Below are 23414 nucleotides of genomic sequence, written 5' to 3' on the forward strand. Positions count from 1 at the left end.
CTTTAACGCAGACTTCTAGGGTTTTTCATGACGCGCTACATATTCGTCACGGGCGGTGTTGTTTCTTCATTGGGGAAAGGCATTGCCTCGGCTTCCCTGGCGGCCATCCTGGAAGCGCGGGGGCTTAAGGTCACCATGCTCAAACTGGATCCGTACATCAACGTCGATCCAGGCACCATGAGCCCGTTCCAGCATGGTGAGGTGTTCGTCACCCATGACGGCGCCGAGACCGACCTTGACCTGGGCCACTATGAGCGGTTCATCCGCACCACGATGACCCAGAACAACAACTTCACCACTGGCCGTGTCTACGAGCACGTGCTGCGCAAAGAGCGCCGTGGTGATTACCTGGGCGCGACCATTCAGGTCATCCCGCACATCACCGACGAAATCAAGCGCCGCATCATCAAGGGTGCTGGCGACGCTGACGTGGCCCTGGTCGAAATCGGCGGCACGGTCGGCGACATCGAGTCGCAACCGTTCCTCGAGGCGATCCGCCAGTTGCGCTTCGAAGTCGGCGCCAAGCGCGCGATGCTGATGCACCTGACGCTGGTGCCGTACATCGCCACTGCTGGCGAGACCAAGACCAAGCCGACTCAGCACTCGGTCAAGGAACTGCGCTCGATCGGCCTGCAGCCTGACGTGCTGGTATGCCGTTCCGATCACCCGATCGACAACTCGTCGCGCCGCAAGATCGCCCAGTTCACCAACGTTGAAGAACGTGCGGTGATCGCGCTGGAAGATGCCGACACCATCTACAAGATCCCGGGCATCCTGCATGCACAGGGTCTGGACGACTTCGTCACCGAGCGCTTTGGCCTGCAGTGCGACAGCGCTGACCTGTCCGAGTGGGACAAGGTGGTCGACGCCAAGCTCAACCCTGAGCATGAAGTCACCATCGCCATGGTCGGCAAGTACATGGAGCTGCTGGATGCGTACAAGTCGCTGATCGAAGCGATGAGCCACGCCGGCATTCAGAATCGCACCAAGGTCAACCTGCGTTATATCGACTCCGAAGACATCGAGAACCAGGGCACCAGCCTGCTCGAAGGTGCTGATGCCATTCTGGTCCCGGGCGGCTTCGGTCTGCGCGGTGTCGAAGGCAAGATCAAGGCGGTCCAGTTCGCTCGCGAGAACAAGGTGCCGTACCTGGGTATCTGCCTGGGCATGCAGGTTGCCGTGATCGAGTTCGCCCGTAACGTAATGGGCTGGGCTGACGCCAACTCCACCGAGTTCGACCGCAACAGCGAGCACCCGGTGGTGGGTCTGATTACCGAGTGGGCCGACAACACCGGTTCCGTCGAAACCCGTACCGAAGCCTCCGATCTGGGCGGCACCATGCGTCTGGGCGCCCAGGAATGCCAGCTGATCGGCAACTCCAAGGTCCACGATTGCTATGGCAAGGACGTCATCGTCGAGCGTCACCGCCACCGCTACGAGGTCAACAACAACCTGCTGCCGCAGATGATTGAAGCTGGCCTGCAGATTTCCGGGCGTTCCGGTGACGGCGCGTTGGTCGAAGTGGTCGAGTCGAAGGACCATCCGTGGTTCGTTGCTTGCCAGTTCCACCCCGAGTTCACTTCCACCCCGCGTGACGGTCATCCGCTGTTCAGCGGCTTCGTCAAGGCGGCACTGGTCCAGAAGAACAAGGCCTGATCCATGACCCAGAAGATCATTCGCGTCGGTAACATCGAGATCGCCAACGACAAGCCGTTCGTTCTGTTCGGTGGCATGAACGTGCTGGAGTCGCGTGATCTGGCCATGAAGGTTTGCGAAGAGTACGTGCGGGTTACCGAAAAGCTCGGTATCCCTTACGTGTTCAAGGCCAGTTTCGACAAGGCCAACCGCTCTTCGGTCAGCTCCTACCGCGGCCCGGGCATGGAAGCAGGGCTGAAGATCTTCGAAGAGATCAAACAGACCTTCCACGTGCCGGTCATCACCGACGTGCACGAGCCGTATCAGGCTGCACCGGTTGCCGAAGTCTGCGACATCATCCAGTTGCCGGCCTTCCTCTCGCGTCAGACCGATCTGGTCGTGGCGATGGCCAAGACCGGCGCAGTGATCAACATCAAGAAAGCCCAGTTCCTTGCACCTCAGGAGATGAAACACATCCTGGCCAAGTGCGTCGAGGCGGGTAACGATCAGTTGATCCTGTGCGAACGTGGCTCGAGCTTCGGCTACAACAACCTGGTTGTGGACATGCTCGGCTTTGGCCTGATGAAGCAGTTCGAGTACCCGGTGTTCTTCGACGTGACCCATGCCCTGCAGATGCCGGGTGGTCGCTCGGACTCTGCCGGCGGCCGCCGCGGCCAGGTCACCGACCTGGCCAAGGCTGGCATGAGCCAGGGTCTGGCCGGGTTGTTCCTGGAAGCACACCCGGACCCGGACAACGCCAAGTGCGATGGTCCATGCGCGCTGCGCCTGGACAAACTGGAGCCATTCCTGGCCCAGCTCAAGCAATTGGACGACCTGGTGAAAAGTTTTCCGACGGTAGAAACCGCGTAACACTCATTTCTCGGGTAAAGTACCGCCCGTTCTACCCCTGACCCTCGGGTCAGGGGCTCCCCTTCGCCAGGTCTGCCCTCTGCATATTCGCCTGGTGAAAGGCTCGAATTCCCTAAGCTGCGTTGTTTTCGTCAATTCTGGAGTGCTTACAACAATGGCAAAGATCGTCGACATCAAAGGTCGTGAAGTTCTCGATTCGCGTGGCAACCCCACCGTGGAAGCCGATGTACTGCTCGACAACGGCATCATCGGCAGCGCGTGCGCGCCGTCCGGTGCTTCCACCGGCTCGCGCGAAGCGCTGGAGCTGCGTGATGGCGACAAGAGCCGTTACATGGGCAAGGGCGTACTCAAAGCCGTTGCCAACATCAACGGCCCGATCCGCGACCTGCTGCTGGGCAAGGACCCGGTTGACCAGAAAGCCCTCGACCGCGCCATGATCGAACTGGACGGCACCGAGAACAAGGCCAAGCTGGGCGCCAACGCTATCCTCGCCGTGTCGCTGGCAGCTGCCAAAGCCGCCGCACAGGACCAGGACCTGCCGCTGTACGCGCACATTGCCAACCTCAACGGCACTCCAGGCCAGTACTCGATGCCAGTACCGATGATGAACATCATCAACGGCGGCGAGCACGCCGACAACAACGTCGACATTCAAGAGTTCATGGTCCAGCCGGTTGGCGCCAAGACCTTCTCCGACGGCCTGCGCATGGGCACCGAAATCTTCCATCACCTCAAAGCAGTGCTCAAGGCCCGTGGCCTGAACACCGCAGTCGGTGACGAAGGTGGTTTCGCACCAAACCTGGCCTCCAACGAAGACGCTCTGGCAGCCATCGCCGAAGCCGTTGCCAACGCTGGCTACAAGCTGGGCACCGATGTCACCCTGGCCCTGGACTGCGCTGCCAGCGAATTCTACGAAGACGGCAAGTACAACTTGTCCGGTGAAGGCAAGTCGTTCGACTCCGAAGGCTTTGCCGAGTACCTCAAAGGCCTGACCGAGCGCTTCCCGATCATCTCCATCGAAGACGGTCTGGACGAGTCCGACTGGGCTGGCTGGAAGATCCTCACCGACAAGATCGGCGAGAAGATCCAGTTGGTTGGCGATGACCTGTTCGTCACCAACACCAAGATCCTCAAGGAAGGCATCGACAAGAGCATCGGTAACTCGATCCTGATCAAGTTCAACCAGATCGGCTCGCTGACCGAAACCCTCGAAGCCATCCAGATGGCCAAGGCTGCCGGCTACACCGCAGTGATTTCGCATCGCTCCGGCGAAACTGAAGACTCGACCATCGCTGACCTGGCTGTCGGCACTGCCGCTGGCCAGATCAAGACCGGCTCGCTGTGCCGTTCCGACCGCGTCTCCAAGTACAACCAGCTGCTGCGCATCGAAGAGCAACTGGGCGCCAAGGCGGTGTACCGTGGTCGCGACGAGTTTCGCGGCTAAGCAAGAGATGGTAAAAAGGCAGCTGCCGAGGCTGTCTGAGCGTTCTTACTGAGCTTTCAGACACCTCCTACGGGTTTCTGTCAACGAAGCCTGGCCTCGGCCAGGCTTCGTGCTATCGGAAGCCCCGCAGCGGCGGCCTTTTAATCCTGGATACTTTGATGCGCAGTCCTTATTGGTTGTTTCTCATCTTGCTCCTGTTGCTGGGTGGCCTGCAGTACCGCCTTTGGGTGGGCAGTGGCAGCCTCGCGCAAGTGACCGAGCTCAAGCAGCAGATCGACGAACAGCACGCCGAAAACGAACGGCTGCTGGAGCGTAATCGCGTGCTCGACGCAGAAGTCATGGAGTTGAAGAAAGGTATGGAGACCGTCGAGGAACGGGCCCGTCACGAATTGGGCATGGTCAAAGAGGGCGAAACCCTCTTCCAGTTGCCACAGAAATGACCTCGCCACTGCCGGCCTTCTGGGCCGTGATCCCCGCTGCCGGGGTCGGTGCGCGAATGGCTGCCGACCGTCCCAAGCAGTACCTGCAGTTGGGCGGGCGGACGATTATCGAGCACAGCCTCGACTGTTTTCTAGGCCATCCCTCGCTCAAAGGGGTGGTGGTCAGCATTGCTGGCGACGATCCGTACTGGCCAGGCCTGGCCTGCGCCAACGATGCGCGTATCCAGCGTGCTGCCGGCGGGCGCGAGCGGGCCGACTCCGTGCTCAATGCCTTGTTGTTGCTGCACGCTCAAGGCGCGGCAGATGGCGACTGGGTGCTGGTACACGACGCCGCACGGCCTAACCTGGCTCGCAGTGACCTCGACCGGTTGCTGGCGGAACTGGCTGACGATGCGGTGGGCGGCTTGCTTGCAGTGCCGGCCCGCGACACCCTCAAGCGCGCCGACAGCAATGGCCGGGTCAGCGCCACGGTTGACCGCAGCACCATCTGGCAAGCCTTCACGCCGCAGATGTTCCGCCTCGGTGCCCTGCACCGGGCACTGGCCGAATGCCTGGTATCCGATGTGACGGTGACCGACGAGGCGTCGGCGATGGAGTGGTCGGGATTGGCTCCGCGCCTGGTGGAAGGGCGCAGCGACAACATCAAGGTTACCCGCCCCGAAGATCTGGAGTGGTTACGCCAGCGTTGGTCGGCACGCGGTTGACACTCAGGCACTGCCTGCGTATTCCGGCAACTGTCCAAGCTCCGCCTTCAAGTAATCCACCAGCCTTCTGACCTTGGGCGAGAGATGCCGTTGCTGCGGATACAGCGCCCACACCGCGGTATTGGGCGGCTGATGCGCTTCGAGCAGCGATACCAGTGCGCCGCTACGCAAATGCTCCTGCACGTAATAGTCCGGCAACTGACACAATCCAATCCCCTGCAGTGCGGCATCCAGCACTGCCTGACCACTGTTGCAGCGCCAGTTGCCCTGCACCCGTTGGCTCAGTTCACGACCTTCCTGTTTCAACGCCCAGACATCACTGCTGCCAATCAGGCAGTTGTGCCGAGCCAGTTCCGATAGGCTGTGCGGCCGGCCGTAGCGCTCCAGATAAGCCGGCGAGGCGCACAGGTACATCTGTCGCGGTGCCAGGCGTGTGGCGACCAGACGTGAGTCCTGCAGGCGGCCCAGGCGGATCGCCAGGTCCATGCCCTCGTGGAGCAGGTCCAGGGTGCGATTGCTCAACTCGACCTCGACCCGCAGCTGCGGGTACTGGGTCATGAAGCGCGTCACCAGTGGCACGATGAAACGCTCGCCATAGGCCACGGCGCAGGTCATGCGCAACAGCCCCTTGGGCTCGCTGGCAAGATCGCCCATCGCCCGCAGAGCCTCCTCGTGGCCATCCTGCAAGCGCTGGCAGTGCTGCAGGAAAGTCTGCCCGGCCTCGCTCAAGGTTACCCGGCGGGTGCTGCGGTAGAGCAAGCGGGTCTGCAAGCGTTCTTCGAGGCGAGCGATTTGGCGGCTGACATGCGAGGACGATACGCCCAGGCGCTCCGCTGCGGCGGTGAACTGGCCAAGCTCGGCCACGGCCACGAATTCATCGATGCCTTCCCAGCGATTGATCATTGATTATCCCTGTATGGCAATAATGTTTTGTCTTGGTCAGGATTATTAATCAAAGTGCGCTGAATTACACTGGATGGATTGCCCACCACTCGCTGGAGATCCTGATGATCAAGTCCCGTGCCGCCGTAGCCTTCGAGGCCAACAAACCGCTGGAAATCGTTGAAGTCGATGTCGCCATGCCAAAAGCCGGTGAAGTGCTGGTGCGCATCGTTGCCAGCGGTGTCTGCCATACCGACGCCTACACCCTGTCGGGCGCTGACCCGGAAGGCATTTTTCCGTCGATTCTCGGCCATGAAGGTGGCGGTATTGTCGAGGCAGTAGGCGAGGGCGTGACCTCGGTTGCCGTAGGCGATCATGTGATCCCGCTGTACACCCCCGAGTGTGGCCAGTGCAAGTTCTGCCGTTCTGGCAAGACCAACCTGTGCCAGGCAATCCGTGCGACCCAGGGTAAAGGCCTGATGCCTGATGGCACTACGCGCTTCTCCTACAAGGGCCAGCAACTGTTCCACTACATGGGCACCTCGACGTTCTCCGAGTACACCGTGTTGCCGGAAATATCCGTGGCCAAGATCCAGAAAGAAGCGCCATTGGAAAAAGTCTGCCTGCTCGGCTGTGGCGTGACCACCGGCATCGGCGCCGTGCTCAATACCGCCAAGGTCAAAGAAGGCGACACCGTGGCCATCTTCGGCCTGGGCGGTATCGGCCTGTCGGCGATCATCGGTGCGGCCAAGGCCAAGGCCGGGCGCATCATCGCCGTCGATATCAATCCGAGCAAATTCGAGATCGCCCGCCAGTTGGGTGCCACCGATTGCATCAATCCGAAGGACTATGACCGGCCTATCCAGGAGGTCATCGTCGACCTCACCGATGGCGGTGTGGATTACTCGTTCGAGTGCGTCGGCAACGTGCAACTGATGCGAGCGGCGCTGGAATGCTGCCACAAGGGCTGGGGCGAGTCGGTGATCATCGGCGTGGCCGGTGCCGGCCAGGAAATCGCCACCCGTCCGTTCCAACTGGTGACCGGGCGCGTCTGGCGCGGTTCGGCGTTCGGTGGCGTGCGTGGTCGCAGCGAACTGCCAAGCTACGTCGAGATGTCGCAGCAGGGCGAGATCCCGCTGGATACCTTCATCACCCACACCATGGGCCTGGAAGACATCAACAAAGCCTTCGACCTGATGCACGAAGGTAAAAGCATCCGCAGCGTGATCCACTTCTGAGGTCAGCCATGAGCCTGGAAAACATCTCCTGCCAGAAAAGCTTCGGCGGCTGGCACAAGCGTTACCGGCATCAGTCCAAGGTGCTCGGCTGCGACATGGTGTTTGCCGTGTACCTGCCGCCGCAGGCCGAACAAGGTGCCAAGCTGCCGGTGCTGTACTGGCTGAGCGGCCTGACCTGCAACGACGAAAACTTCATGCAGAAGGCTGGCGCCCAGCGCCTGGCTGCCGAGCTGGGGCTGATCATCGTTGCACCCGACACCAGCCCGCGGGGCGAGCAGGTACCGGCTGATCCCGATGGCGCCTGGGATTTCGGCCTCGGCGCAGGTTTCTACCTGAATGCCACTCAGCAGCCCTGGGCGCAGCACTACCGCATGCATGATTACGTGGTCGAGGAACTGCCCGCGCTGGTCGAGGCGCACTTCCCGGCGTCGGATCAACGCAGTATCAGCGGCCACTCCATGGGCGGCCACGGCGCGCTGGTGTGCGCCCTGCGCAACCCTGGCCGCTATCAGTCGGTGTCGGCGTTTTCGCCGATCTGCAACCCGATGGACTGCCCGTGGGGCGAGAAGGCGTTCTCCCGTTATCTGGGCGAAGACCGCGCCCGCTGGCGCGAGTGGGATGCCAGCGTGCTGTTGGCCGAAGCCCCGGCCGGGCAATGCCCGCCGTTGCTGATCGAGCAGGGGGATCGGGATGATTTTCTCGCCACCCAGCTCAAACCCGAGGCGCTCGAGCAGGCCGCCCGCAAGGCTGGTCATACGCTGACCTTGCGCCTGCAGCCGGGCTACGATCACAGCTACTACTTCATCGCCAGCTTCATCGATGACCACCTGCGCCACCATGCCGCTGCGCTGGGTCGCCTGTAACTGCTACGTGGGCCGCACTGCGGCCCAACAACTGCGCCCAAGCCTGTGCAAAGCAGGTAGAATCCCGCCCTGACTTTATCAGGGCGTTTTTCTATGCGTATTGGCCATGGCTGCGATGTGCACCGGTTTACCGACGGTGATTTCATTACCTTGGGTGGGGTGCAGATTCCTCACAAATACGGCCTGCTGGCCCATTCCGATGGCGACGTAGTGCTGCATGCACTGAGCGACGCCTTGCTCGGCGCCGCTGCGCTGGGTGACATCGGCAAGCACTTTCCGGATACCGACCCGCAGTTCAAGGGCGCCGACAGCCGCGTGCTGTTGCGTCACGTGCTGGCTGTGGTCCATGCCAAAGGCTGGAAGGTCGGCAACGTCGACGCCACCATTGTTGCCCAGGCGCCGAAAATGGCCCCGCATATCGAAACCATGCGCCAGTTGATCGCCGCCGACCTGCAGGTCGAGCTCGACCAGGTCAACGTCAAGGCCACCACCACCGAGAAGCTCGGTTTCACTGGCCGTGAGGAAGGGATCGCCGTGCATGCGGTAGCCCTGCTGCTGGCGCTATGACCGAATTGGAACTGCTCGGGCCACGCGCTTCGGGTGAAGCGCTGGGCAGCGCTGTGCTCAAGGCAGTCGCGGAAGACTTCCAGGTCGATGAAGTGCTCGACATTCCGCTGACCGGGCAGGGTGAACACCTCTGGCTGTGGGTCGAGAAACGCGACCTCAACACCGAAGAAGCCGCCCGCCGCTTGGCCCGCGCCGCCGGTGTGCCGCTGCGCGCGATCAGCTATGCCGGCCTCAAGGACCGTCAGGCGTTGACCCGCCAGTGGTTCAGCCTGCACCTGCCGGGCAAGGCCGACCCTGACCTGAGCCGCGCCGAAGACGACACCCTGCGCATCCTCAAGCGCGACCGGCACCTGCGCAAGCTGCAGCGCGGCGCGCATTCGGCCAACGGTTTCACTCTGCGCCTGACAGCGTTGACGGCTGACCATGCCGCGCTGGATGCGCGCTTGCACCAGCTCAAGGCCCAAGGCGTGCCCAACTACTTCGGTAGCCAGCGCTTTGGCCATGGCGGCGGCAATGTCCAGGATGCGCAGAGCTGGGCCGAGCGTGCCGCCCTGCCCGAGCAGCGCAATGTGCGTTCGCGGCTGCTCTCGGCCGGACGCAGCTACCTGTTCAACCAGGTGCTGGCAGCGCGGGTCGCCGACGGCAGCTGGCAGCGGGCACAGGTGGGCGACTTGCTGGCGTTCACCGATAGCCGCAGCTTCTTCCCGGCGGGCGAGGCCGAGTGCGCCGATCCGCGTCTGGCCATTCTCGACCTGCACCCGACCGGTCCGCTGTGGGGGGAGGGGCCTACGCCAACCACCGGCGCCACCGCCGAACTGGAGTCCGCTGTCGGTGCACAACATGCTGCATTGGGACATTGGCTGGCGCGGGCGGGCATGAGTCACGAACGGCGCATCCTGCGGCTCCCTATTGGCGGCCTGACGTGGCATTATCCCGAGCTTGATATCCTGCAACTGGAATTCGTCCTGCCGGCCGGATGCTTCGCCACCGTCGTGGTGCGCGAGCTAGTCGATCTGGTGCCGGTAGGGCAGACGGACAGCCCATGCGTATTCTGATTTCCAACGACGACGGTGTTACCGCCCCGGGCCTCGCCGCGCTGCATGCAGCGCTGGCGGACTATGCCGAGTGCGCGGTGATCGCCCCGGACCAAGACAAGAGCGGCGCCGGCAGTTCGCTGACGCTGGACCGGCCACTGCATCCGCAGGTTCTGGCCAATGGCTTCATCAGCCTCAATGGCACGCCCACCGATTGTGTCCACCTGGGGCTCAACGGGCTGTTGCCGCAAACGCCGGAGATGGTCGTCTCGGGGATCAACCTGGGCGCCAATCTGGGCGATGACGTGCTGTATTCCGGCACCGTCGCCGCTGCGCTGGAAGGGCGTTTTCTCGGTGGCACCTCGCTGGCGTTCTCGCTGGTGTCGCGCCAGCCCGACAACCTGCCCGCTGCAGCCCATATTGCCCGGCGCCTGGTCGAGGCGCAGTCGCGCCTGCAGTTGCCCCCGCGCACCGTGCTCAACATCAATATCCCCAACCTGCCGCTGGAGCATATCCGCGGTATTCAGGTCACCCGGCTGGGCCATCGTGCACGTGCGGCGGCGCCCACCAAGGTGGTCAACCCGCGCGGCAAGGAAGGCTACTGGATCGCCGTGGCCGGGGACGCCGAGGATGGCGGCCCGGGTACCGACTTCCATGCCGTTATGCAGGGCTATGTGTCGATCACCCCGCTGCAGCTCGACCGCACCTTCAACGATGCCTTCGACCAGCTCAGCGGCTGGCTGGAGGGCGTGCTCTGATGCGCGAACAGGACGATCTGCAACGCCGCGGAATTGGCATGACCTCGCAACGTACCCGCGAACGGCTGATCCAGCGTCTGACCGAAGAGGGCGTATCCAACCCCAAGGTGCTTGACGTGATCCGCCGTACGCCGCGTCATCTGTTCGTCGATGAAGCACTGGCGCACCGCGCCTACGAAGACACCGCGCTGCCGATCGGGCACAACCAGACCATCTCCCAGCCGTTCATGGTTGCGCACATGAGCGAGCTGCTGCTCGAGGCCGGCCCCTTGGACAAGGTGCTGGAAATCGGCACAGGCTCGGGATATCAGACGGCGGTGCTGGCGCAGTTGGTCGAGCGAGTGTTCTCGGTAGAGCGGATCAAGGTCCTGCAGGACCGGGCCAAGGAGCGGCTGCTCGAACTCAACCTGCGCAATGTCGTGTTCCGCTGGGGCGACGGCTGCGATGGCTGGCAGGCGCTGGCGCCCTACAACGGCATTATCGTGACGGCCGTGGCGCCTGAGGTGCCGCAAGCGCTGCTCGATCAACTGGCACCTGGCGGGCGCCTGGTGATCCCGGTTGGCCCCGCTGGCGAGCAACAGCAGCTGTTGATGATCGTCCGTGAAGAGCACGGCTTCTCTCGACGAGTCATGGGTACGGTGCGCTTTGTGCCGCTGCTCAATGGCCCGCTGGCCTGAGTCACAGGGAATATTTGCAGCTGCAACGAATTCCTGTGGCGTGTACCTGTCTATGTGGCGGGCGAGTGCTGAAAAAACCAAGCACGTCCTGAAAGACTTTTGATGTTTTGCCTGCGCGCCCACACTTCAGTGGGCTCGGTTATAATTGCAACATTATTGCATTTTGTTTAGTCGGTTTTCGGCACCATGAGGGGAGCGCGGGTGGGTCACACAATCAGTCTGCAGCGCAAGGATCGGTCGTTTTTCAAGCTCCTGGTGGTGGCACTCGCCATGGGCACGCTGCTGACGGGCTGTTCCAGTACCGGCTCGAGCAGCGCCCGGGTGGTGGACCGCAACAACGCAGCGCCCAAGCGGCCGACCGTGACCACTGGTCAATACATCGTCAAACCGGGCGACACGATGTTCTCGATCGCCTTCCGTTACGGCTGGGACTACAAGGAGCTGGCAGCGCGCAACAACATTCCGGCGCCTTACACCATTCGCCCAGGTCAGCCGATCCGCTTCAACAGTGGTTCGACCGGTAGTACCACCGTGGTTTCCAGCCCTTCGTCCTCGAGCAAGACCACCGTTACCCGGCGCCCGGTGGGCACACCTGTACCGTCCGTCAGTGGTGGCAAGGTGATAACCAGCGCCCCATCGAGCACCACCACGACCGTTACCACAGTCCCCGCCGCAGAGCGTACGGCTGGCGGCTGGACATGGCCCGCCAACGGCGTATTAATTGGAAAATTTGCTTCAAACGGTAGTTTGAATAAAGGCATTGATATCGCCGGTGATTTGGGACAGCCTGTTTTTGCTGCGTCTGGTGGTGCAGTGGTATACGCCGGGAGTGGATTAAGGGGCTACGGCGAACTGATCATCATCAAACACAGCGATACCTACGTCAGTGCCTACGGTCACAACCGCAGGCTGTTGGTACGGGAAGGGCAGCAGGTCAAGGCAGGGCAGGCTATTGCTGAAATGGGGTCCACGGGCACTGACCGGGTGAAACTGCATTTTGAAATCCGCCGTCAGGGCAAACCCGTCGATCCGCTCCAGTTCTTGCCACGTCGTTGAATGTTGCACCCGGCCTGTTCCTTGGATGTAGAGGGGACAGGCTCCAGCGCTGCCACGGAATCAGGTGCCGCTAGAGTCTGAGTTCGAACTCAGCAAAGGACTATAACAATGGCTCTCAGCAAAGAAGTGCCGGAGTTTGACATCGACGATGACCTTCTCCTGATGGAGACCGGCATCGTTTTGGAAACGGATGTGGTGTCAGACGAACCTGCTGTATCTGCGGTTCGGACCAAGGCCAAATCGGCCTCATCGCTCAAACAGCACAAGTACATCGACTACACTCGGGCACTCGATGCGACTCAGCTGTACCTCAATGAGATCGGCTTCTCGCCGTTGCTCTCTCCCGAAGAGGAAGTGCATTTCGCACGGCTTTCGCAAAAAGGCGACCCTGCAGGTCGCAAGCGCATGATCGAAAGCAACCTGCGCCTAGTTGTGAAAATCGCCCGTCGTTACGTCAATCGCGGCTTGTCACTGCTCGATTTGATCGAAGAAGGCAACCTTGGCCTGATTCGAGCGGTAGAGAAATTCGACCCAGAGCGTGGCTTCCGTTTCTCCACCTACGCCACTTGGTGGATACGTCAGACCATCGAACGCGCCATCATGAACCAGACGCGCACCATTCGCCTGCCGATCCATGTGGTCAAGGAACTCAACGTCTACCTGCGCGCTGCGCGTGAGCTGACGCAAAAGCTCGATCACGAGCCGTCCCCCGAAGAAATCGCCAACCTGCTCGAGAAGCCGGTTGCAGAGGTCAAGCGCATGCTCGGGCTCAACGAGCGGGTGTCTTCGGTCGATGTTTCCCTGGGGCCTGACTCCGACAAGACCCTGCTCGATACCCTCACCGATGATCGCCCGACCGACCCTTGCGAACTGCTGCAGGACGATGATCTGTCGCAGAGCATCGATCAGTGGCTGGGTGAGCTGACCGACAAGCAGCGTGAAGTGGTGGTACGCCGCTTTGGTCTGCGCGGCCATGAAAGCAGCACCCTTGAGGATGTCGGCCTGGAGATTGGCCTGACCCGTGAGCGGGTTCGGCAGATTCAGGTCGAGGGGCTCAAGCGTCTGCGCGAGATTCTCGAGAAGAACGGTCTGTCCAGCGAGTCGCTGTTCCAGTAGCGCTGATTGCGTCGAACAACGCCCCGATTTCTCGGGGCGTTTTTTTTTTCCTTGAGAATGTTGTAGCTGCCACCCTTGTTGCAGCTAGCGTACGAGATTGCTTACGGCCAGCGTAGGACATTGGCCTATGGGTAAGTAAATCATTGTCGTTTTTAGTAGTTATGAATTCGTAAGTAGCTGATAAATAAAGAATTATTAGACATGTGGAAATATGTCCGCTGTAACAATCAGAGAAATCTCCACGTTGTCTGTTCCGCTGAAATCGCTAGTATCTGAACTGTGCCAACGGACAGGCACAGGCTCTCAGGATGAAGGCCAAGGACATCGCAGGACGCGATTCATCAGGATGATGTACAGGGACAAGCAGGGACTACGGAAAAAAATGTGGGCGGTTCATACCGCCCCTTTTTTTTGCCTGCGATTTGAGCTCGCGATTCTCGCCGGGCACAAAAAAAGCGACCCGAGGGCCGCTTTGTTCGAACCAGATGCGCCAAGCGTATCAGCGTTCCAGATCAGCAATCTTGCCAGGCTTGCCATCCCACTCTTCAGCGTCGGCCATGGCATCTTTGCGCTCGGTGATGTTCGGCCAGATCTCCGCCAGCTCGGCGTTCAACTCGATGAAGTTCTCCATGCCGGCAGGCACTTCGTCTTCCGAGAAAATCGCCTGTGCCGGGCACTCTGGCTCGCACAGCGCGCAGTCAATGCACTCGTCCGGATGAATGACCAGGAAGTTCGGGCCTTCATAGAAGCAGTCCACCGGACACACTTCCACACAGTCGGTGTATTTGCACTTGATGCAGTTGTCGGTGACGACGAAGGTCATTCTAATTTTCTCCTCAGGCAACGGCTGCATGCCCTTCCTTGCAGGGCAGCACGGTTCACAGGTATGTGGCTGCAGGCCAGGCTAATAACCTGCAGCACCAGCAAACCGCGCGGGATTCTACCAGCTTGCGCAGACAGCCGTTATAACAGGTTCTTCAGTTGATATAGCATTTCGATAGCTTGGCGCGGGGTCATGCCATCCAGGTCGAGCTTGCCCAACTTGTCGATGGCAGGATGCGGCAGGCTGGCAAACAGGTCGCTCTGGTGCGGGACATGCGGGTCATGCACAGCTTTGCCTGGGCTGGTTACAGTCTCGCCAGGCAGGCTGGCAGTTTCCAGTCGGCTCAGGTGCTCGCGTGCACGTTGAATCACCGGGCCGGGTACGCCGGCCAGTTGCGCCACCGCCAGGCCGTAACTCTGGCTGGCAGGGCCTGGCAGGACGTGGTGCAGGAAGACAATGCGTTCGTTGTGCTCGGTGGCGTTCAGATGCACGTTGGCCACCAGCGGCTGGCTCTCGGGCAGTACCGTCAATTCGAAGTAATGCGTGGCGAACAGGGTATAGGCGCGCAGTTGCGCCAGGCGCTCGGCGGCGGCCCAGGCCAGCGACAGGCCGTCGAAGGTGCTGGTGCCACGACCGACTTCATCCATCAGCACCAGGCTGCGGTCGGTCGCGTTATGCAGGATGTTGGCAGTCTCGCTCATCTCGACCATGAAGGTCGAACGGCCGCCGGCCAGATCATCACTGGAGCCGATACGGGTGAAGATGCGGTCGACCAGCGACAGCTCGCAGCGCGCCGCCGGGACGAAACTGCCAATGTGCGCCATCAGCACGATCAGTGCGGTCTGGCGCATATACGTCGATTTACCGCCCATGTTCGGGCCGGTGATGATCAGCATACGCGTGCTGTCGTCCAGGCCCAGGTCGTTGGCCACGAACGGCGTGGTCAACACCTGCTCGACCACGGGGTGGCGGCCTTGCTCGATACGCAGGCAGGGCTCGTCAACAAAGCTTGGGCAGTTCAGGTCGAGGGTCAGAGCGCGCTCGGCGAGGTTGCTCAGCACGTCCAGCTCGGCCAGTGCTGCGGCGCTGTCCTGCAGCGGCGCGAGGTGACCGATCAAGTTTTCCAGCAACGCATCGTAGAGCATCTTCTCACGCGCCAGGGCTCGGCTCTTGGCCGACAGCGCCTTGTCTTCGAAGGCTTTCAGTTCTGGCGTGATGAAGCGCTCGGCGCCCTTGAGGGTCTGCCGACGGATGTAGTCGGCAGGCGCTTGTTCGGCCTGCTTGCTGGGCAGCTCGATGAAGTAACCATGCACCCGGTTGTAGCCCACCTTGAGGTTGGGCAGGCCGGTGCGGGCTTTTTCCCGCACTTCCAGGTCGATCAGGAACTGGCCGGCGTTTTCGCTCATGGCCAGCAACTCGTCGAGCTCGCTGTCGTAGCCGGTCTTGAGCACACCACCGTCGCGGATAACTGCGGGCGGGTTGTCGATAATGGCTCGCTCGAGCAGGCTGGCCAGCTCCGGGTAAGTGCCGGTGATGGCCGCCAGGCGGGCCAGGTGCGACGCCTCCAGATCTGCCATGGCATTTTGCAGCTCAGGCAGGGCGGCGAGGGCGTCGCGCAGTCGCGCCAGGTCGCGCGGACGGGCGTTACGCAGGCCGATCCGGGCCAGGATCCGCTCCAGGTCGCCAATCTCTTTGAGTTGCGGCTGCAGCTTTTCATAGCGATAGCCGTCGAGCAGGCAGCGGATCGATTCCTGACGCGCTTGCAGCACCTTCTGGTCGCGCAGCGGGCGGTTCAGCCAACGGCTCAGCAGGCGGCTGGCCATGGCGGTCTGGCAACGGTCGATGACCGATTGCAGAGTGTTGTCGCGGCCACCGGCCAGGTTGATGTCCAGCTCCAGATTGCGCCGGCTGGCGCCATCGAGGATCACCGTGTCGTCCATGCGCTCGTGGCGCAGGCTGCGCAAGTGCGGCAGGGTGGTGCGCTGGGTTTCCTTGGCGTAGGTCAGCAGGCAGCCTGCGGCACCGATCGCCAGGGTCAGCTTGTCGCAACCAAAGCCCTTGAGGTCCTTGGTCGCGAACTGCTGGCACAGGCCCTTGCGCGCCGAATCGCGGTCGAAGTCCCACGGGGCGCGGCGCCGGCAACCGCGGCGCTTCTCGGCCGGCAGGTCGCGTGGCCAGTCATCCGGGATCAGCAGCTCGACCGGGTTGATCCGCTCAAGCTCGGCCAGCAGATTTTCCCAGCCTTTGATTTCCTGCACGCTGAAGTTGCCGCTGGTAATGTCCAGCACGGCCAGGCCGAACAGCCGCTCATCGCCGAGCACGGCGGCAATCAGGTTGTCGCGGCGCTCATCGAGCAGCGCCTCGTCGCTCACCGTGCCAGGAGTGATGATACGCACCACCTGACGCTCGACCGGGCCCTTGCTGGTCGCCGGATCACCGATCTGCTCGCAGATCACCACCGACTCGCCGAGCTTGACCAGCTTGGCCAGGTAGCCCTCTGCCGAATGGAACGGTATCCCGCACATCGGGATCGACTGGCCGGCCGACTGACCGCGCGCGGTCAAGGTGATGTCCAGCAGCTTGGCGGCTTTCTTCGCGTCTTCGTAGAAGATCTCGTAGAAATCGCCCATGCGGTAGAACATCAACTGGTCCGGGTGCTGATTTTTCAGCCGCCAGTACTGTTGCATCATTGGAGTGTGCGCGGAGAGGTCAGACATTCGGGGCCTTACAGCGTGATTCGGTGGGCGATTTTGAAACCGGCAATGTTACAGACTTTTGCCCGGCGATGCAGGGACGATACGCCATTGGATTGCCGCGCTCTGCCAAGCGCAGGCTGGCCGGTGCGCTGCCGCATCAATTGCATTTGCGCACAACTCGTTGCATTATGCGGCTTATGCAAAAACGCAACGTAGCCTCCGTACTCAAGACCTTGCTCGACCGCCACGGCCTGTCTCCGACGGAGCTGCACCGGCGCACGGGCGTTCCCCAATCCACGCTTTCGCGGATTCTCAGCGAAAAGATCGTTGATCCGTCAGACAAGCACGTCTCCAAAATCGCCGAGTATTTCGCCGTCAGCACCGACCAGTTACGTGGCCGCGCCGAACTCGGCGAGTCGCGTGAAGCGGCGCAGCCGGCTCATGGTCATGCCGACATGAGCGATATCAGCCTGTGGGACGACGAAACCCCCGTCGAGGACGACGAGGTTAGCGTGCCCTTTCTTCGCGAGGTCGAGTTGGCAGCAGGATCAGGAAGATTCGTCATCGAAGAGAGCGAGCGTGCGCGCCTGCGTTTCGGCAAGCGTAGCCTGCGCCATAATGGCGTCCAGTTCGACAACGCCAAGTGCGTGACCGTGCGCGGCAACAGCATGCTGCCGGTGCTGCGTGATGGCGCCACGGTAGGGGTCAATACCGGTAAATGTGCGATCGGCGATATCGTCGACGGCGACCTCTATGCCATCAATCACAACGGCCAGTTGCGTGTAAAGCAGGTGTATCGCTTGCCAACCGGCATCCGCCTGCGCAGCTTCAACCGCGATGAGCACCCCGACGAGGACTACACTTTCCAGCAGATGCAGGATGAGCAGATCAGCCTGCTGGGCCACGTCTTCTGGTGGGGGATGTACGCCCGCTGAGTGAACATCGTCAGAACAAACCCGCTTCGGCGGGTTTTTTTTCGCCTGCAGAAAAGTCCTACAGCCAGCGTGATGCATGGCCTTCATGCATATCAGCAAATCCTCATGTGAAATTCTATGAATAAATGCATTGACTGCATATGCGTATGCGCATAACGTGTTTCTCAAGCCGGGCAGAAACCGGTTGTTGCAAAGGCAGCGATGAACAGGCCTCAACTGTTCAGAGGGTTGGCAACTGGCCCGGGTGTGCAGCGTAAAGCACCACGAACAGTTTTCCGGCGGGCAGGCGGCCGCGGTCGGAGTTAACAGTTTTGGACATGACCGCAGGTGTCACCAGTAGTGGCCTGCGGTTGACCACGCATTACTGAAAAGCCGGCGATGGCGGGCTTTTTGGAATGCCGAGTTTAAGCGTAAACCGACCTGTCGACAGTCGTCGGCGGGCATCACACAGGAGACAGGGCAGTGACGAACGAGCAACAAGCGTTACTGGAAATGCCGCTCTGGCTGGTAATCGTCCTGGCGTTGCTGGGCGGTGTTTCCGGCGAAATGTGGCGGGCCGACAAGGCTGGAGCAAAAGGCTGGTCGCTGATGCGCCGGCTGGCGCTGCGTTCCGGGGCATGCATGATCTGTGGCGTGTCGACGGTGATGCTGCTGTACGCCAGCGGCATGTCGATCTGGAGCGCCAGCGCCTTTGGCTGCCTGACGGCGATGGCGGGAGCCGATGTTGCCATCGGCCTTTATGAACGCTGGGCAGCCAAGCGGCTTGGGCTGCGCGACGGCGCGCGGGCAGATGTGCGAGAGGAGCCCTGAACATGAGCGAACTGACAACCTTACACGCGGCAGTGACCGCAACCATTCGTGAGGCGATCCCGGAACTTGCGTCAGTCGATGCATATTCATCTGTAGGAAATAGCACGGCATTACCTGCACTGCGCCATGGCGTGGTGCGCATGACGGCCGACCCTGCCCCCCGCGATGGGCGCTCGGTGCTGCTCGCCAGTTTCGAGGCGGACATTACCGCGGCGGATAGCGCCCAGGCCGAGGCGCGTCTGCAGGGCAGCCTCCTTGCAGCGCAATTGATCGACGTGCTGCGCCAGCAGTTCTGGGAGCTGGATTTCGTCGAAGCGAGCCGCAATGTCGAGGCTCAGTTCGACGGTAGTGGCTGGACGGTGCGCTGGGACCAGCCGGTGCTGCTCGGCGAGCCACGCTGGGATTGGCCCGACCAGCCGCCTGGGCAGTTGATGCTGGGGATCAGCCCGGAAACCGGCCCTGGCAACGAGGGCAATTACTTCCCTGCACAGGAACTGTCATGAGTTACTCAAGTTCAATGCACGACCGCATGTTGGCCTGCCTGGTCATCCCTTGCCGCGTCGTGGCGGTGGACCCTGCCGCTGCGCGGGTACGGGTCTCGGATGGCAGCGGCTGGAGCAGCGCCTGGTTGCGCTGGCATGCACTGGCGGCAGGCCAGGCCCGCCACTGGCGCGCGCCAAGTATTGGCGAGCAGGGCGTGCTGTTGAGTCCCAGCGGCGAGCCGGCCCAGGGCACGTTCTTCCCAGGACTGTATGGCAATGCGGGGAGCCCACCAGATAACCGTGACCATCTTGAAGTGTGGCATTTCGCCGATGGCGGCTCACTGGCCTACGACTGGCAAGCACGGCGCTACGACATCCACTTGCCGACCGGCAACGCCAGCATCCGGGTCGGGGCCAGCACGCTGCAGGTCAGCGACGGCGCCATCAGCCTTGACGCAGCGGCGATCACCCTCACCGGTAGCGTCTCGATCAAGGGCCCGCTGGTGGTCAGCGGCGACATCAATGGTGGCGGCCAGATCATCGACACGGCCGGCAACACGGCCAATCACAAACATTAACAGACCCGCCGATGCGGGTTTTTTTCTGTCAGGAGACTGCTATGCAAACCTGCCCATGGGGCTCGACCATTGCTGTCCGGCCCTCGCCTGGAGGTGCGCCATGATCGGTATGGACCGGCGCACCGGCCAGCCGTTGGCCGGCATCGCCCACCTGCGTCAATCGATTGAAGACATCCTTTCTACCCCCCTCGGCAGCCGCCGCATGCGCCCGGAATACGGCAGCCAACTGCGCCGCTACGTCGACCTGCCGGTCAACGAAGGTTGGAAAAGCGCCGTCCAAGCTGAAGTCGCCCGTGCTCTGGGACGTTGGGAACCGCGTTTGCAATTGGAGCGCGTCAAGGTGATTGCGGTAATCGGCGGTCAGGTCAGCATGAGCCTGCGTGGCCGCTACCTGGGCACTGAAGCCATGCTCGAGGTGCAGGTATGAGCCAAGTCGATCTGGCCCAGTTGCCAGCACCTCAGTTGCTCGAAGACCTCGATTACGAGGCCTTGTATCAGGCTGATCTGCAGACCTTTCGCGCGCATCTGGGGGACGCTTGGACCGCACAGCTTGAAAGTGACCCGGTCTGCAAGCTGCTGGAAGTCGGGGCCTACCGCAAATTGCTCAACCGGGCACGCATCAACGACGCGGCCAAGGCACTGCTGTTGGCTTACGCTCAAGGCAGCGACCTCGACCAATTAGCGGCGAATGTCAGCCTGCAGCGTTTGCTCATCCAGACTGAAGACCGGACTCAGGTACCGCCGCTCGAGGCACTGTTCGAGTCTGACGCGGCACTGCGCGAGCGGGTGCAGTTGGTCTACGAGGGGCTCACCACTGCCGGGCCGCGCAACAGTTACATCCTGCACGCTCGCAACGCCTCGGGGCTGGTCGCTGACGCAACCGCCGAGAGCCCGTCGCCCGCGATCGTCGATGTCACTGTGTTGAGCCTGGAGGGCAACGGTGTAGCAGATGTGCAGTTGCTGGCCCAGGTGGCCGCGTACCTCAATGACGATGACATTCGCCCGGTAGCCGACCGCGTCAGCGTGCGTAGCGCCGAGGTCTTGCCGTACCGCATTGATGCCACCCTTTACATCGCTGACAGCGGCCCTGAGTCGGAGGCGGTGCTCGCCGAGTGCCGTCGTCGGCTGCAAGCCTGGATCAACCCGCGTCGACGCCTGGGCGTCGAAGTTGCACGCTCCGGGATCGATGCACAGCTGCACATTGGTGGGGTCAGTCGGGTTGAGCTCAGCGGCTGGGCCGACATCCGCCCGAGCCAGTCCCAGGCTGCGTGGTGCACGGGCTTCGATCTGAAGCGGGGCGGCTGATATGGACAGCCTGCTGCCGCTCAACCGCACCGCGCTGGAATGCGCCATCGAAGCCGCAGGCGATGAAGACCTCAAGGTCGACTTGCGCCTGCTCTACAGCCCCGAAAACTGCCCGCCGCACTTGCTCTATCAACTTGCCTGGGCCTGGTCGGTCGACCGCTGGGACGACAGTTGGAGCGACGCGATCAAGCGATCGGTGATTCGCTCGTCGTTCTTCGTACATGCCCACAAAGGCACCCTTGGCGCACTTCGGCGTGTGGTCGAGCCGTTTGGCTACCTGATTGAAGTGGAGGAGTGGTGGCAGGCCAAGCCGGCTGCTGTGCCTGGAACCTTCGCTTTGAAGATTGGCGTTTCCGATGCGGGCATCAGTGAGCAGACGTATGCCGAGTTGTCGGCGCTGATCGATGACGCTCGGCCGGTCAGTCGGCATATGACGGGGCTCGCCATCAGCTTGGAAAGCAGGGGCGCGTTATGCCTGGCTACAGCCGTCTTCGACGGCGAAACACTCGACGTATACCCGCCGCAGGCTGTTGACCTTGATGTCAGTGGCGAGATTGGTCGTGGCGGTCGTGATCACACAATTGACTATCTGGACGTTAACTATGGTTGACCAGACTTCGCAGTTTTACGCGATCCTGACTGACGTCGGGGCCGCCAAGCAGGCCAACGCGGATGCCTTGGGCATTGCTTGGACTTTTTCGCAAATGGGGGTAGGTGACGGAAATCCTACCGGCTTGGACAACCCGGCGTTGCCCATGCCGAACTCAAGTCAAAAAGCGCTGCTGAACGAGTGGCGCCGCGCGCCGCTGAATCAGTTGAAGGTCGACCCCAATAACGCGGCGGTGATCATCGCTGAGCAGATCATTCCCGCCGACGTGGGCGGTAAGTGGATTCGCGAAATCGCTTTATACGATGCGGACGGCGATATGGTGGCGGTGGCCAACTGCCCGCCGACCTTCAAGCCGCTGATGAGTCAGGGGTCTGGACGCACGCAAGTGCTGCGCCTGAATCTGATGGTTAAGAGTGCCAGCAATGTGCAGCTCAAGATTGACCCAAGCGTTGTGCTGGCCACTCGAGAATGGGTGACCGAGGAACTGGCCCGGCAGGACTTCAAATACTCTGTTCTTGCGGCTACCACCGCCGCGATCACACTGAGCGGCCTGCAGACGGTCGACGGCGTGCCGCTCACGGCCGGGGCGCGGGTGTTGGTGAAAAATCAGGCGGCCGGCAGGGACAACGGCCTGTATCTGGTCGTTGCCGGCGGCGCCTGGACGCGCTGCACCGATGCTGACGCCAGTGCCAAGGTGACGCCGGGCATGTTGGTGCTGGTCGAGCGAGGCACCGCCAACGGCGACAGCGCGTGGCAGTTGGTGACCGATGCGCCGATTACCCTGGGCGTCACGGCGCTGGCGTTTGAAATGGCGTTTGGGCGCACCGGTGTGGCCGCTGGTACTTATCGCAGCGTGACGGTCGACGCCTATGGGCGCGTAACCGCTGCGAGCAACCCGACCACGGTTTCCGGCTACGGCCTGACCGATGTGTACACCAAGGCCCAGATTGACCAAGCTTTGGCCCTCAAGTCGCCGCTTGATAGTCCAAGTTTCACCGGCGACCCCAAGGCGCCGACGCCGCCCGTGACTGATAACGACACTTCGTTGGCGACGACTGCATTCGTCCGTTCATTGATGGCTCGCTATGGTTTAGGTGCGGCCAGTGGCGAGAACGTGGCCGCCAACATCAACAATATCGTTGAAGGTGGCTCGTACATGGTGACGAGTACCACCCTTGGCACCAAGCCGATTTATCCAAGCGGTTTGGGTACTGGTGCGATTCCGAACGGGAACATCCTTCATGTAGAGCGCTGGAGTGGCAATATGGCCACCCAGATTTGGGACTCTCTTGTAACCACGGTGGTACCACTCACCTTCATGCGCACTCGTAACAATGGTGGCGTTTGGAGTGAATGGGCGCAGGTCTGGACAAGTCAGAACACGCCAAAGCAATCAAACCTAACTGACAAGACCTCTGGCGCCATGCTTACCGTCGGATCGTTCGGCGTTGGCGCTGGCCTCCTGAGTACTGAGAAGGACATGAACAACTATGTCATTCCTGGTAACTACACGACGCCAATTGTAGGGCTCCTCAACCTGCCAGAGGGTTGGCCGGTAACGCACCGTTATGTAGTGGTTGTTGAGGGCTTTAGTAACGAGAACTACTTAATTCAGCGGATCACTGGTGGCTTGGCCAATGGTCATGCGCCACTTTATGCCAAGCGCACCATGTCCAGCTCCGGAACCTGGACGCCCTGGCGTGATGAGTGGCATTCCGGCAACACTCCTAAGCAGACAAGTCAAACCGATGTAACGCCAGGCGCAATGCTCACTGTCGGCTCGTTTGGCGCAGGCTCCGCCATTGTCACCACTGAAGTGGATATGAACAGTTTTCAGGTTCCGGGTAACTACCTGACTGCCGCTTCGGGACTGTTGAACCTGCCTGCGGGT

General features: G+C 61.4%; 23 protein-coding genes and 1 pseudogene. 21 read left to right on the forward strand and 3 right to left on the reverse strand.

The genetic code is table 11. The annotated features are described in order from the left end of the window. The first annotated feature begins 27 nt into the window (after nt 1-27). The 5 genes from ACIOAU_RS01610 to ispD all read left to right on the forward strand — a co-directional run bounded on the left by ACIOAU_RS01610 (nt 28) and on the right by ispD (nt 5093). On the forward strand, nt 28-1656 hold the full coding sequence (locus ACIOAU_RS01610; protein WP_101317274.1) for a CTP synthase: 1629 nt from the start codon (nt 28-30) through the stop codon (nt 1654-1656). 3 nt (nt 1657-1659) lie between these two features. After that, the gene (gene kdsA / locus ACIOAU_RS01615; RefSeq protein ID WP_401179535.1) at nt 1660-2505 is read left to right on the forward strand and encodes a 3-deoxy-8-phosphooctulonate synthase; all 846 of its coding nucleotides are present in this window, start codon (nt 1660-1662) and stop codon (nt 2503-2505) included. Nucleotides 2506-2659: 154 nt separating this feature from the next. Then, the gene (gene eno / locus ACIOAU_RS01620) at nt 2660-3949 is read left to right on the forward strand and encodes a phosphopyruvate hydratase (RefSeq protein ID WP_101317278.1); all 1290 of its coding nucleotides are present in this window, start codon (nt 2660-2662) and stop codon (nt 3947-3949) included. Between the two features lie 158 nt (nt 3950-4107). Beyond that, nucleotides 4108-4389 (forward strand): cell division protein FtsB, encoded by a 282-nt coding sequence (gene ftsB / locus ACIOAU_RS01625; protein ID WP_101317280.1) that lies wholly within the window; start codon nt 4108-4110, stop codon nt 4387-4389. Next, nucleotides 4386-5093, forward strand: a complete 708-nt coding sequence (gene ispD, locus ACIOAU_RS01630; protein ID WP_259075548.1) for a 2-C-methyl-D-erythritol 4-phosphate cytidylyltransferase — start codon at nt 4386-4388, stop codon at nt 5091-5093. The genes ftsB and ispD overlap by 4 nt, the downstream gene beginning before the upstream one ends. A gap of 3 nt (nt 5094-5096) precedes the next feature. On the opposite strand, the gene ACIOAU_RS01635 is transcribed toward ispD, so the two are convergent. Then, nucleotides 5097-5993: a LysR substrate-binding domain-containing protein gene (locus tag ACIOAU_RS01635; protein ID WP_181088645.1), complete on the reverse strand. Its 897-nt coding sequence runs from the start codon at nt 5991-5993 to the stop codon at nt 5097-5099. A gap of 107 nt (nt 5994-6100) precedes the next feature. Here ACIOAU_RS01635 and ACIOAU_RS01640 point away from each other — a divergent pair, with 107 nt between their 5' ends. From ACIOAU_RS01640 to rpoS, 8 genes are all read left to right on the forward strand, one after another. Next, complete coding sequence (locus ACIOAU_RS01640) at nt 6101-7213, forward strand: S-(hydroxymethyl)glutathione dehydrogenase/class III alcohol dehydrogenase (RefSeq protein WP_103436338.1); 1113 nt, start codon at nt 6101-6103, stop codon at nt 7211-7213. Between the two features lie 8 nt (nt 7214-7221). Continuing rightward, a complete protein-coding gene (fghA, locus tag ACIOAU_RS01645; RefSeq protein ID WP_150572019.1) occupies nt 7222-8076 on the forward strand; it encodes an S-formylglutathione hydrolase in 855 nt (284 codons plus the stop codon). A gap of 93 nt (nt 8077-8169) precedes the next feature. Continuing rightward, nucleotides 8170-8643, forward strand: a complete 474-nt coding sequence (gene ispF, locus ACIOAU_RS01650; protein WP_401179542.1) for a 2-C-methyl-D-erythritol 2,4-cyclodiphosphate synthase — start codon at nt 8170-8172, stop codon at nt 8641-8643. Then, the gene (truD, locus tag ACIOAU_RS01655; protein WP_150572018.1) at nt 8640-9698 is read left to right on the forward strand and encodes a tRNA pseudouridine(13) synthase TruD; all 1059 of its coding nucleotides are present in this window, start codon (nt 8640-8642) and stop codon (nt 9696-9698) included. The genes ispF and truD overlap by 4 nt, the downstream gene beginning before the upstream one ends. Next, nucleotides 9686-10435 (forward strand): 5'/3'-nucleotidase SurE, encoded by a 750-nt coding sequence (surE, locus tag ACIOAU_RS01660; protein ID WP_150570857.1) that lies wholly within the window; start codon nt 9686-9688, stop codon nt 10433-10435. The genes truD and surE overlap by 13 nt, the downstream gene beginning before the upstream one ends. A 38-nt stretch (nt 10436-10473) precedes the next feature. After that, nucleotides 10474-11112 carry a protein-L-isoaspartate(D-aspartate) O-methyltransferase gene (locus tag ACIOAU_RS01665; RefSeq protein WP_178080818.1) on the forward strand — a complete coding sequence of 213 codons (639 nt, stop codon included), beginning with the start codon at nt 10474-10476 and terminating at the stop codon, nt 11110-11112. 201 nt (nt 11113-11313) lie between these two features. Continuing rightward, nucleotides 11314-12168, forward strand: coding sequence for a peptidoglycan DD-metalloendopeptidase family protein (locus tag ACIOAU_RS01670; protein WP_103436343.1), 855 nt, complete (start codon nt 11314-11316; stop codon nt 12166-12168). Between the two features lie 108 nt (nt 12169-12276). After that, nucleotides 12277-13284, forward strand: coding sequence for an RNA polymerase sigma factor RpoS (gene rpoS, locus ACIOAU_RS01675; RefSeq protein ID WP_101317301.1), 1008 nt, complete (start codon nt 12277-12279; stop codon nt 13282-13284). A 499-nt stretch (nt 13285-13783) separates the two neighbouring features. Here the strand turns inward: rpoS and fdxA are convergent, their stop codons facing one another. Next, on the reverse strand, nt 13784-14107 hold the full coding sequence (gene fdxA, locus ACIOAU_RS01680) for a ferredoxin FdxA (RefSeq protein ID WP_101317303.1): 324 nt from the start codon (nt 14105-14107) through the stop codon (nt 13784-13786). A gap of 140 nt (nt 14108-14247) precedes the next feature. Further along, nucleotides 14248-16824, reverse strand: coding sequence for a DNA mismatch repair protein MutS (gene mutS, locus ACIOAU_RS01685; protein ID WP_401179549.1), 2577 nt, complete (start codon nt 16822-16824; stop codon nt 14248-14250). A 176-nt stretch (nt 16825-17000) separates the two neighbouring features. On the opposite strand from mutS, the gene ACIOAU_RS01690 reads away from it, so the two are divergent. The 8 genes and pseudogenes from ACIOAU_RS01690 to ACIOAU_RS01725 all read left to right on the forward strand — a co-directional run. Continuing rightward, nucleotides 17001-17738, forward strand: a complete 738-nt coding sequence (locus ACIOAU_RS01690; protein ID WP_150572037.1) for an XRE family transcriptional regulator — start codon at nt 17001-17003, stop codon at nt 17736-17738. Between the two features lie 462 nt (nt 17739-18200). Continuing rightward, a complete protein-coding gene (locus ACIOAU_RS01695) occupies nt 18201-18548 on the forward strand; it encodes a phage holin family protein (protein ID WP_401179552.1) in 348 nt (115 codons plus the stop codon). A gap of 2 nt (nt 18549-18550) precedes the next feature. Further along, nucleotides 18551-19051 (forward strand): hypothetical protein, encoded by a 501-nt coding sequence (locus ACIOAU_RS01700; RefSeq protein WP_181088539.1) that lies wholly within the window; start codon nt 18551-18553, stop codon nt 19049-19051. Continuing rightward, nucleotides 19048-19608: a phage baseplate assembly protein V gene (locus ACIOAU_RS01705; RefSeq protein ID WP_101317313.1), complete on the forward strand. Its 561-nt coding sequence runs from the start codon at nt 19048-19050 to the stop codon at nt 19606-19608. Before ACIOAU_RS01700 ends, ACIOAU_RS01705 begins: the two co-directional genes overlap by 4 nt. 100 nt (nt 19609-19708) lie before the next feature. Then, nucleotides 19709-20035: a GPW/gp25 family protein gene (locus tag ACIOAU_RS01710; RefSeq protein WP_101317315.1), complete on the forward strand. Its 327-nt coding sequence runs from the start codon at nt 19709-19711 to the stop codon at nt 20033-20035. Beyond that, entirely contained in the window at nt 20032-20913 is an 882-nt protein-coding gene (locus ACIOAU_RS01715; RefSeq protein WP_401179557.1) for a baseplate J/gp47 family protein, read from the forward strand. Before ACIOAU_RS01710 ends, ACIOAU_RS01715 begins: the two co-directional genes overlap by 4 nt. A 1-nt stretch (nt 20914) precedes the next feature. Beyond that, the gene (locus ACIOAU_RS01720; RefSeq protein ID WP_401179560.1) at nt 20915-21523 is read left to right on the forward strand and encodes a phage tail protein I; all 609 of its coding nucleotides are present in this window, start codon (nt 20915-20917) and stop codon (nt 21521-21523) included. Next, a pseudogene (locus ACIOAU_RS01725) lies at nt 21516-22367 on the forward strand (phage tail protein); the annotation flags it as partial. The gene ACIOAU_RS01720 and the pseudogene ACIOAU_RS01725, both read left to right, overlap by 8 nt. Nucleotides 22368-23414: the final 1047 nt, after the last annotated feature.

The sequence above is a fragment of the Pseudomonas sp. NPDC088322 genome, assembly GCF_044740745.1.
GTDB lineage: Bacteria > Pseudomonadota > Gammaproteobacteria > Pseudomonadales > Pseudomonadaceae > Aquipseudomonas > Aquipseudomonas shirazensis.

Coding starts and splice junctions, on each gene's coding strand:
- ACIOAU_RS01610 (WP_101317274.1), top strand. CDS start 28: ATGACGCGCTACATATTCGTCACGGGCGGTGTTGTTTCTTCATTGGGG.
- kdsA (WP_401179535.1), top strand. CDS start 1,660: ATGACCCAGAAGATCATTCGCGTCGGTAACATCGAGATCGCCAACGAC.
- eno (WP_101317278.1), top strand. CDS start 2,660: ATGGCAAAGATCGTCGACATCAAAGGTCGTGAAGTTCTCGATTCGCGT.
- ftsB (WP_101317280.1), top strand. CDS start 4,108: ATGCGCAGTCCTTATTGGTTGTTTCTCATCTTGCTCCTGTTGCTGGGT.
- ispD (WP_259075548.1), top strand. CDS start 4,386: ATGACCTCGCCACTGCCGGCCTTCTGGGCCGTGATCCCCGCTGCCGGG.
- ACIOAU_RS01640 (WP_103436338.1), top strand. CDS start 6,101: ATGATCAAGTCCCGTGCCGCCGTAGCCTTCGAGGCCAACAAACCGCTG.
- fghA (WP_150572019.1), top strand. CDS start 7,222: ATGAGCCTGGAAAACATCTCCTGCCAGAAAAGCTTCGGCGGCTGGCAC.
- ispF (WP_401179542.1), top strand. CDS start 8,170: ATGCGTATTGGCCATGGCTGCGATGTGCACCGGTTTACCGACGGTGAT.
- truD (WP_150572018.1), top strand. CDS start 8,640: ATGACCGAATTGGAACTGCTCGGGCCACGCGCTTCGGGTGAAGCGCTG.
- surE (WP_150570857.1), top strand. CDS start 9,686: ATGCGTATTCTGATTTCCAACGACGACGGTGTTACCGCCCCGGGCCTC.
- ACIOAU_RS01665 (WP_178080818.1), top strand. CDS start 10,474: ATGACCTCGCAACGTACCCGCGAACGGCTGATCCAGCGTCTGACCGAA.
- rpoS (WP_101317301.1), top strand. CDS start 12,277: ATGGCTCTCAGCAAAGAAGTGCCGGAGTTTGACATCGACGATGACCTT.
- fdxA (WP_101317303.1), bottom strand. CDS start 14,107: ATGACCTTCGTCGTCACCGACAACTGCATCAAGTGCAAATACACCGAC.
- mutS (WP_401179549.1), bottom strand. CDS start 16,824: ATGTCTGACCTCTCCGCGCACACTCCAATGATGCAACAGTACTGGCGG.
- ACIOAU_RS01690 (WP_150572037.1), top strand. CDS start 17,001: ATGCAAAAACGCAACGTAGCCTCCGTACTCAAGACCTTGCTCGACCGC.
- ACIOAU_RS01700 (WP_181088539.1), top strand. CDS start 18,551: ATGAGCGAACTGACAACCTTACACGCGGCAGTGACCGCAACCATTCGT.
- ACIOAU_RS01705 (WP_101317313.1), top strand. CDS start 19,048: ATGAGTTACTCAAGTTCAATGCACGACCGCATGTTGGCCTGCCTGGTC.
- ACIOAU_RS01710 (WP_101317315.1), top strand. CDS start 19,709: ATGATCGGTATGGACCGGCGCACCGGCCAGCCGTTGGCCGGCATCGCC.
- ACIOAU_RS01715 (WP_401179557.1), top strand. CDS start 20,032: ATGAGCCAAGTCGATCTGGCCCAGTTGCCAGCACCTCAGTTGCTCGAA.
- ACIOAU_RS01720 (WP_401179560.1), top strand. CDS start 20,915: ATGGACAGCCTGCTGCCGCTCAACCGCACCGCGCTGGAATGCGCCATC.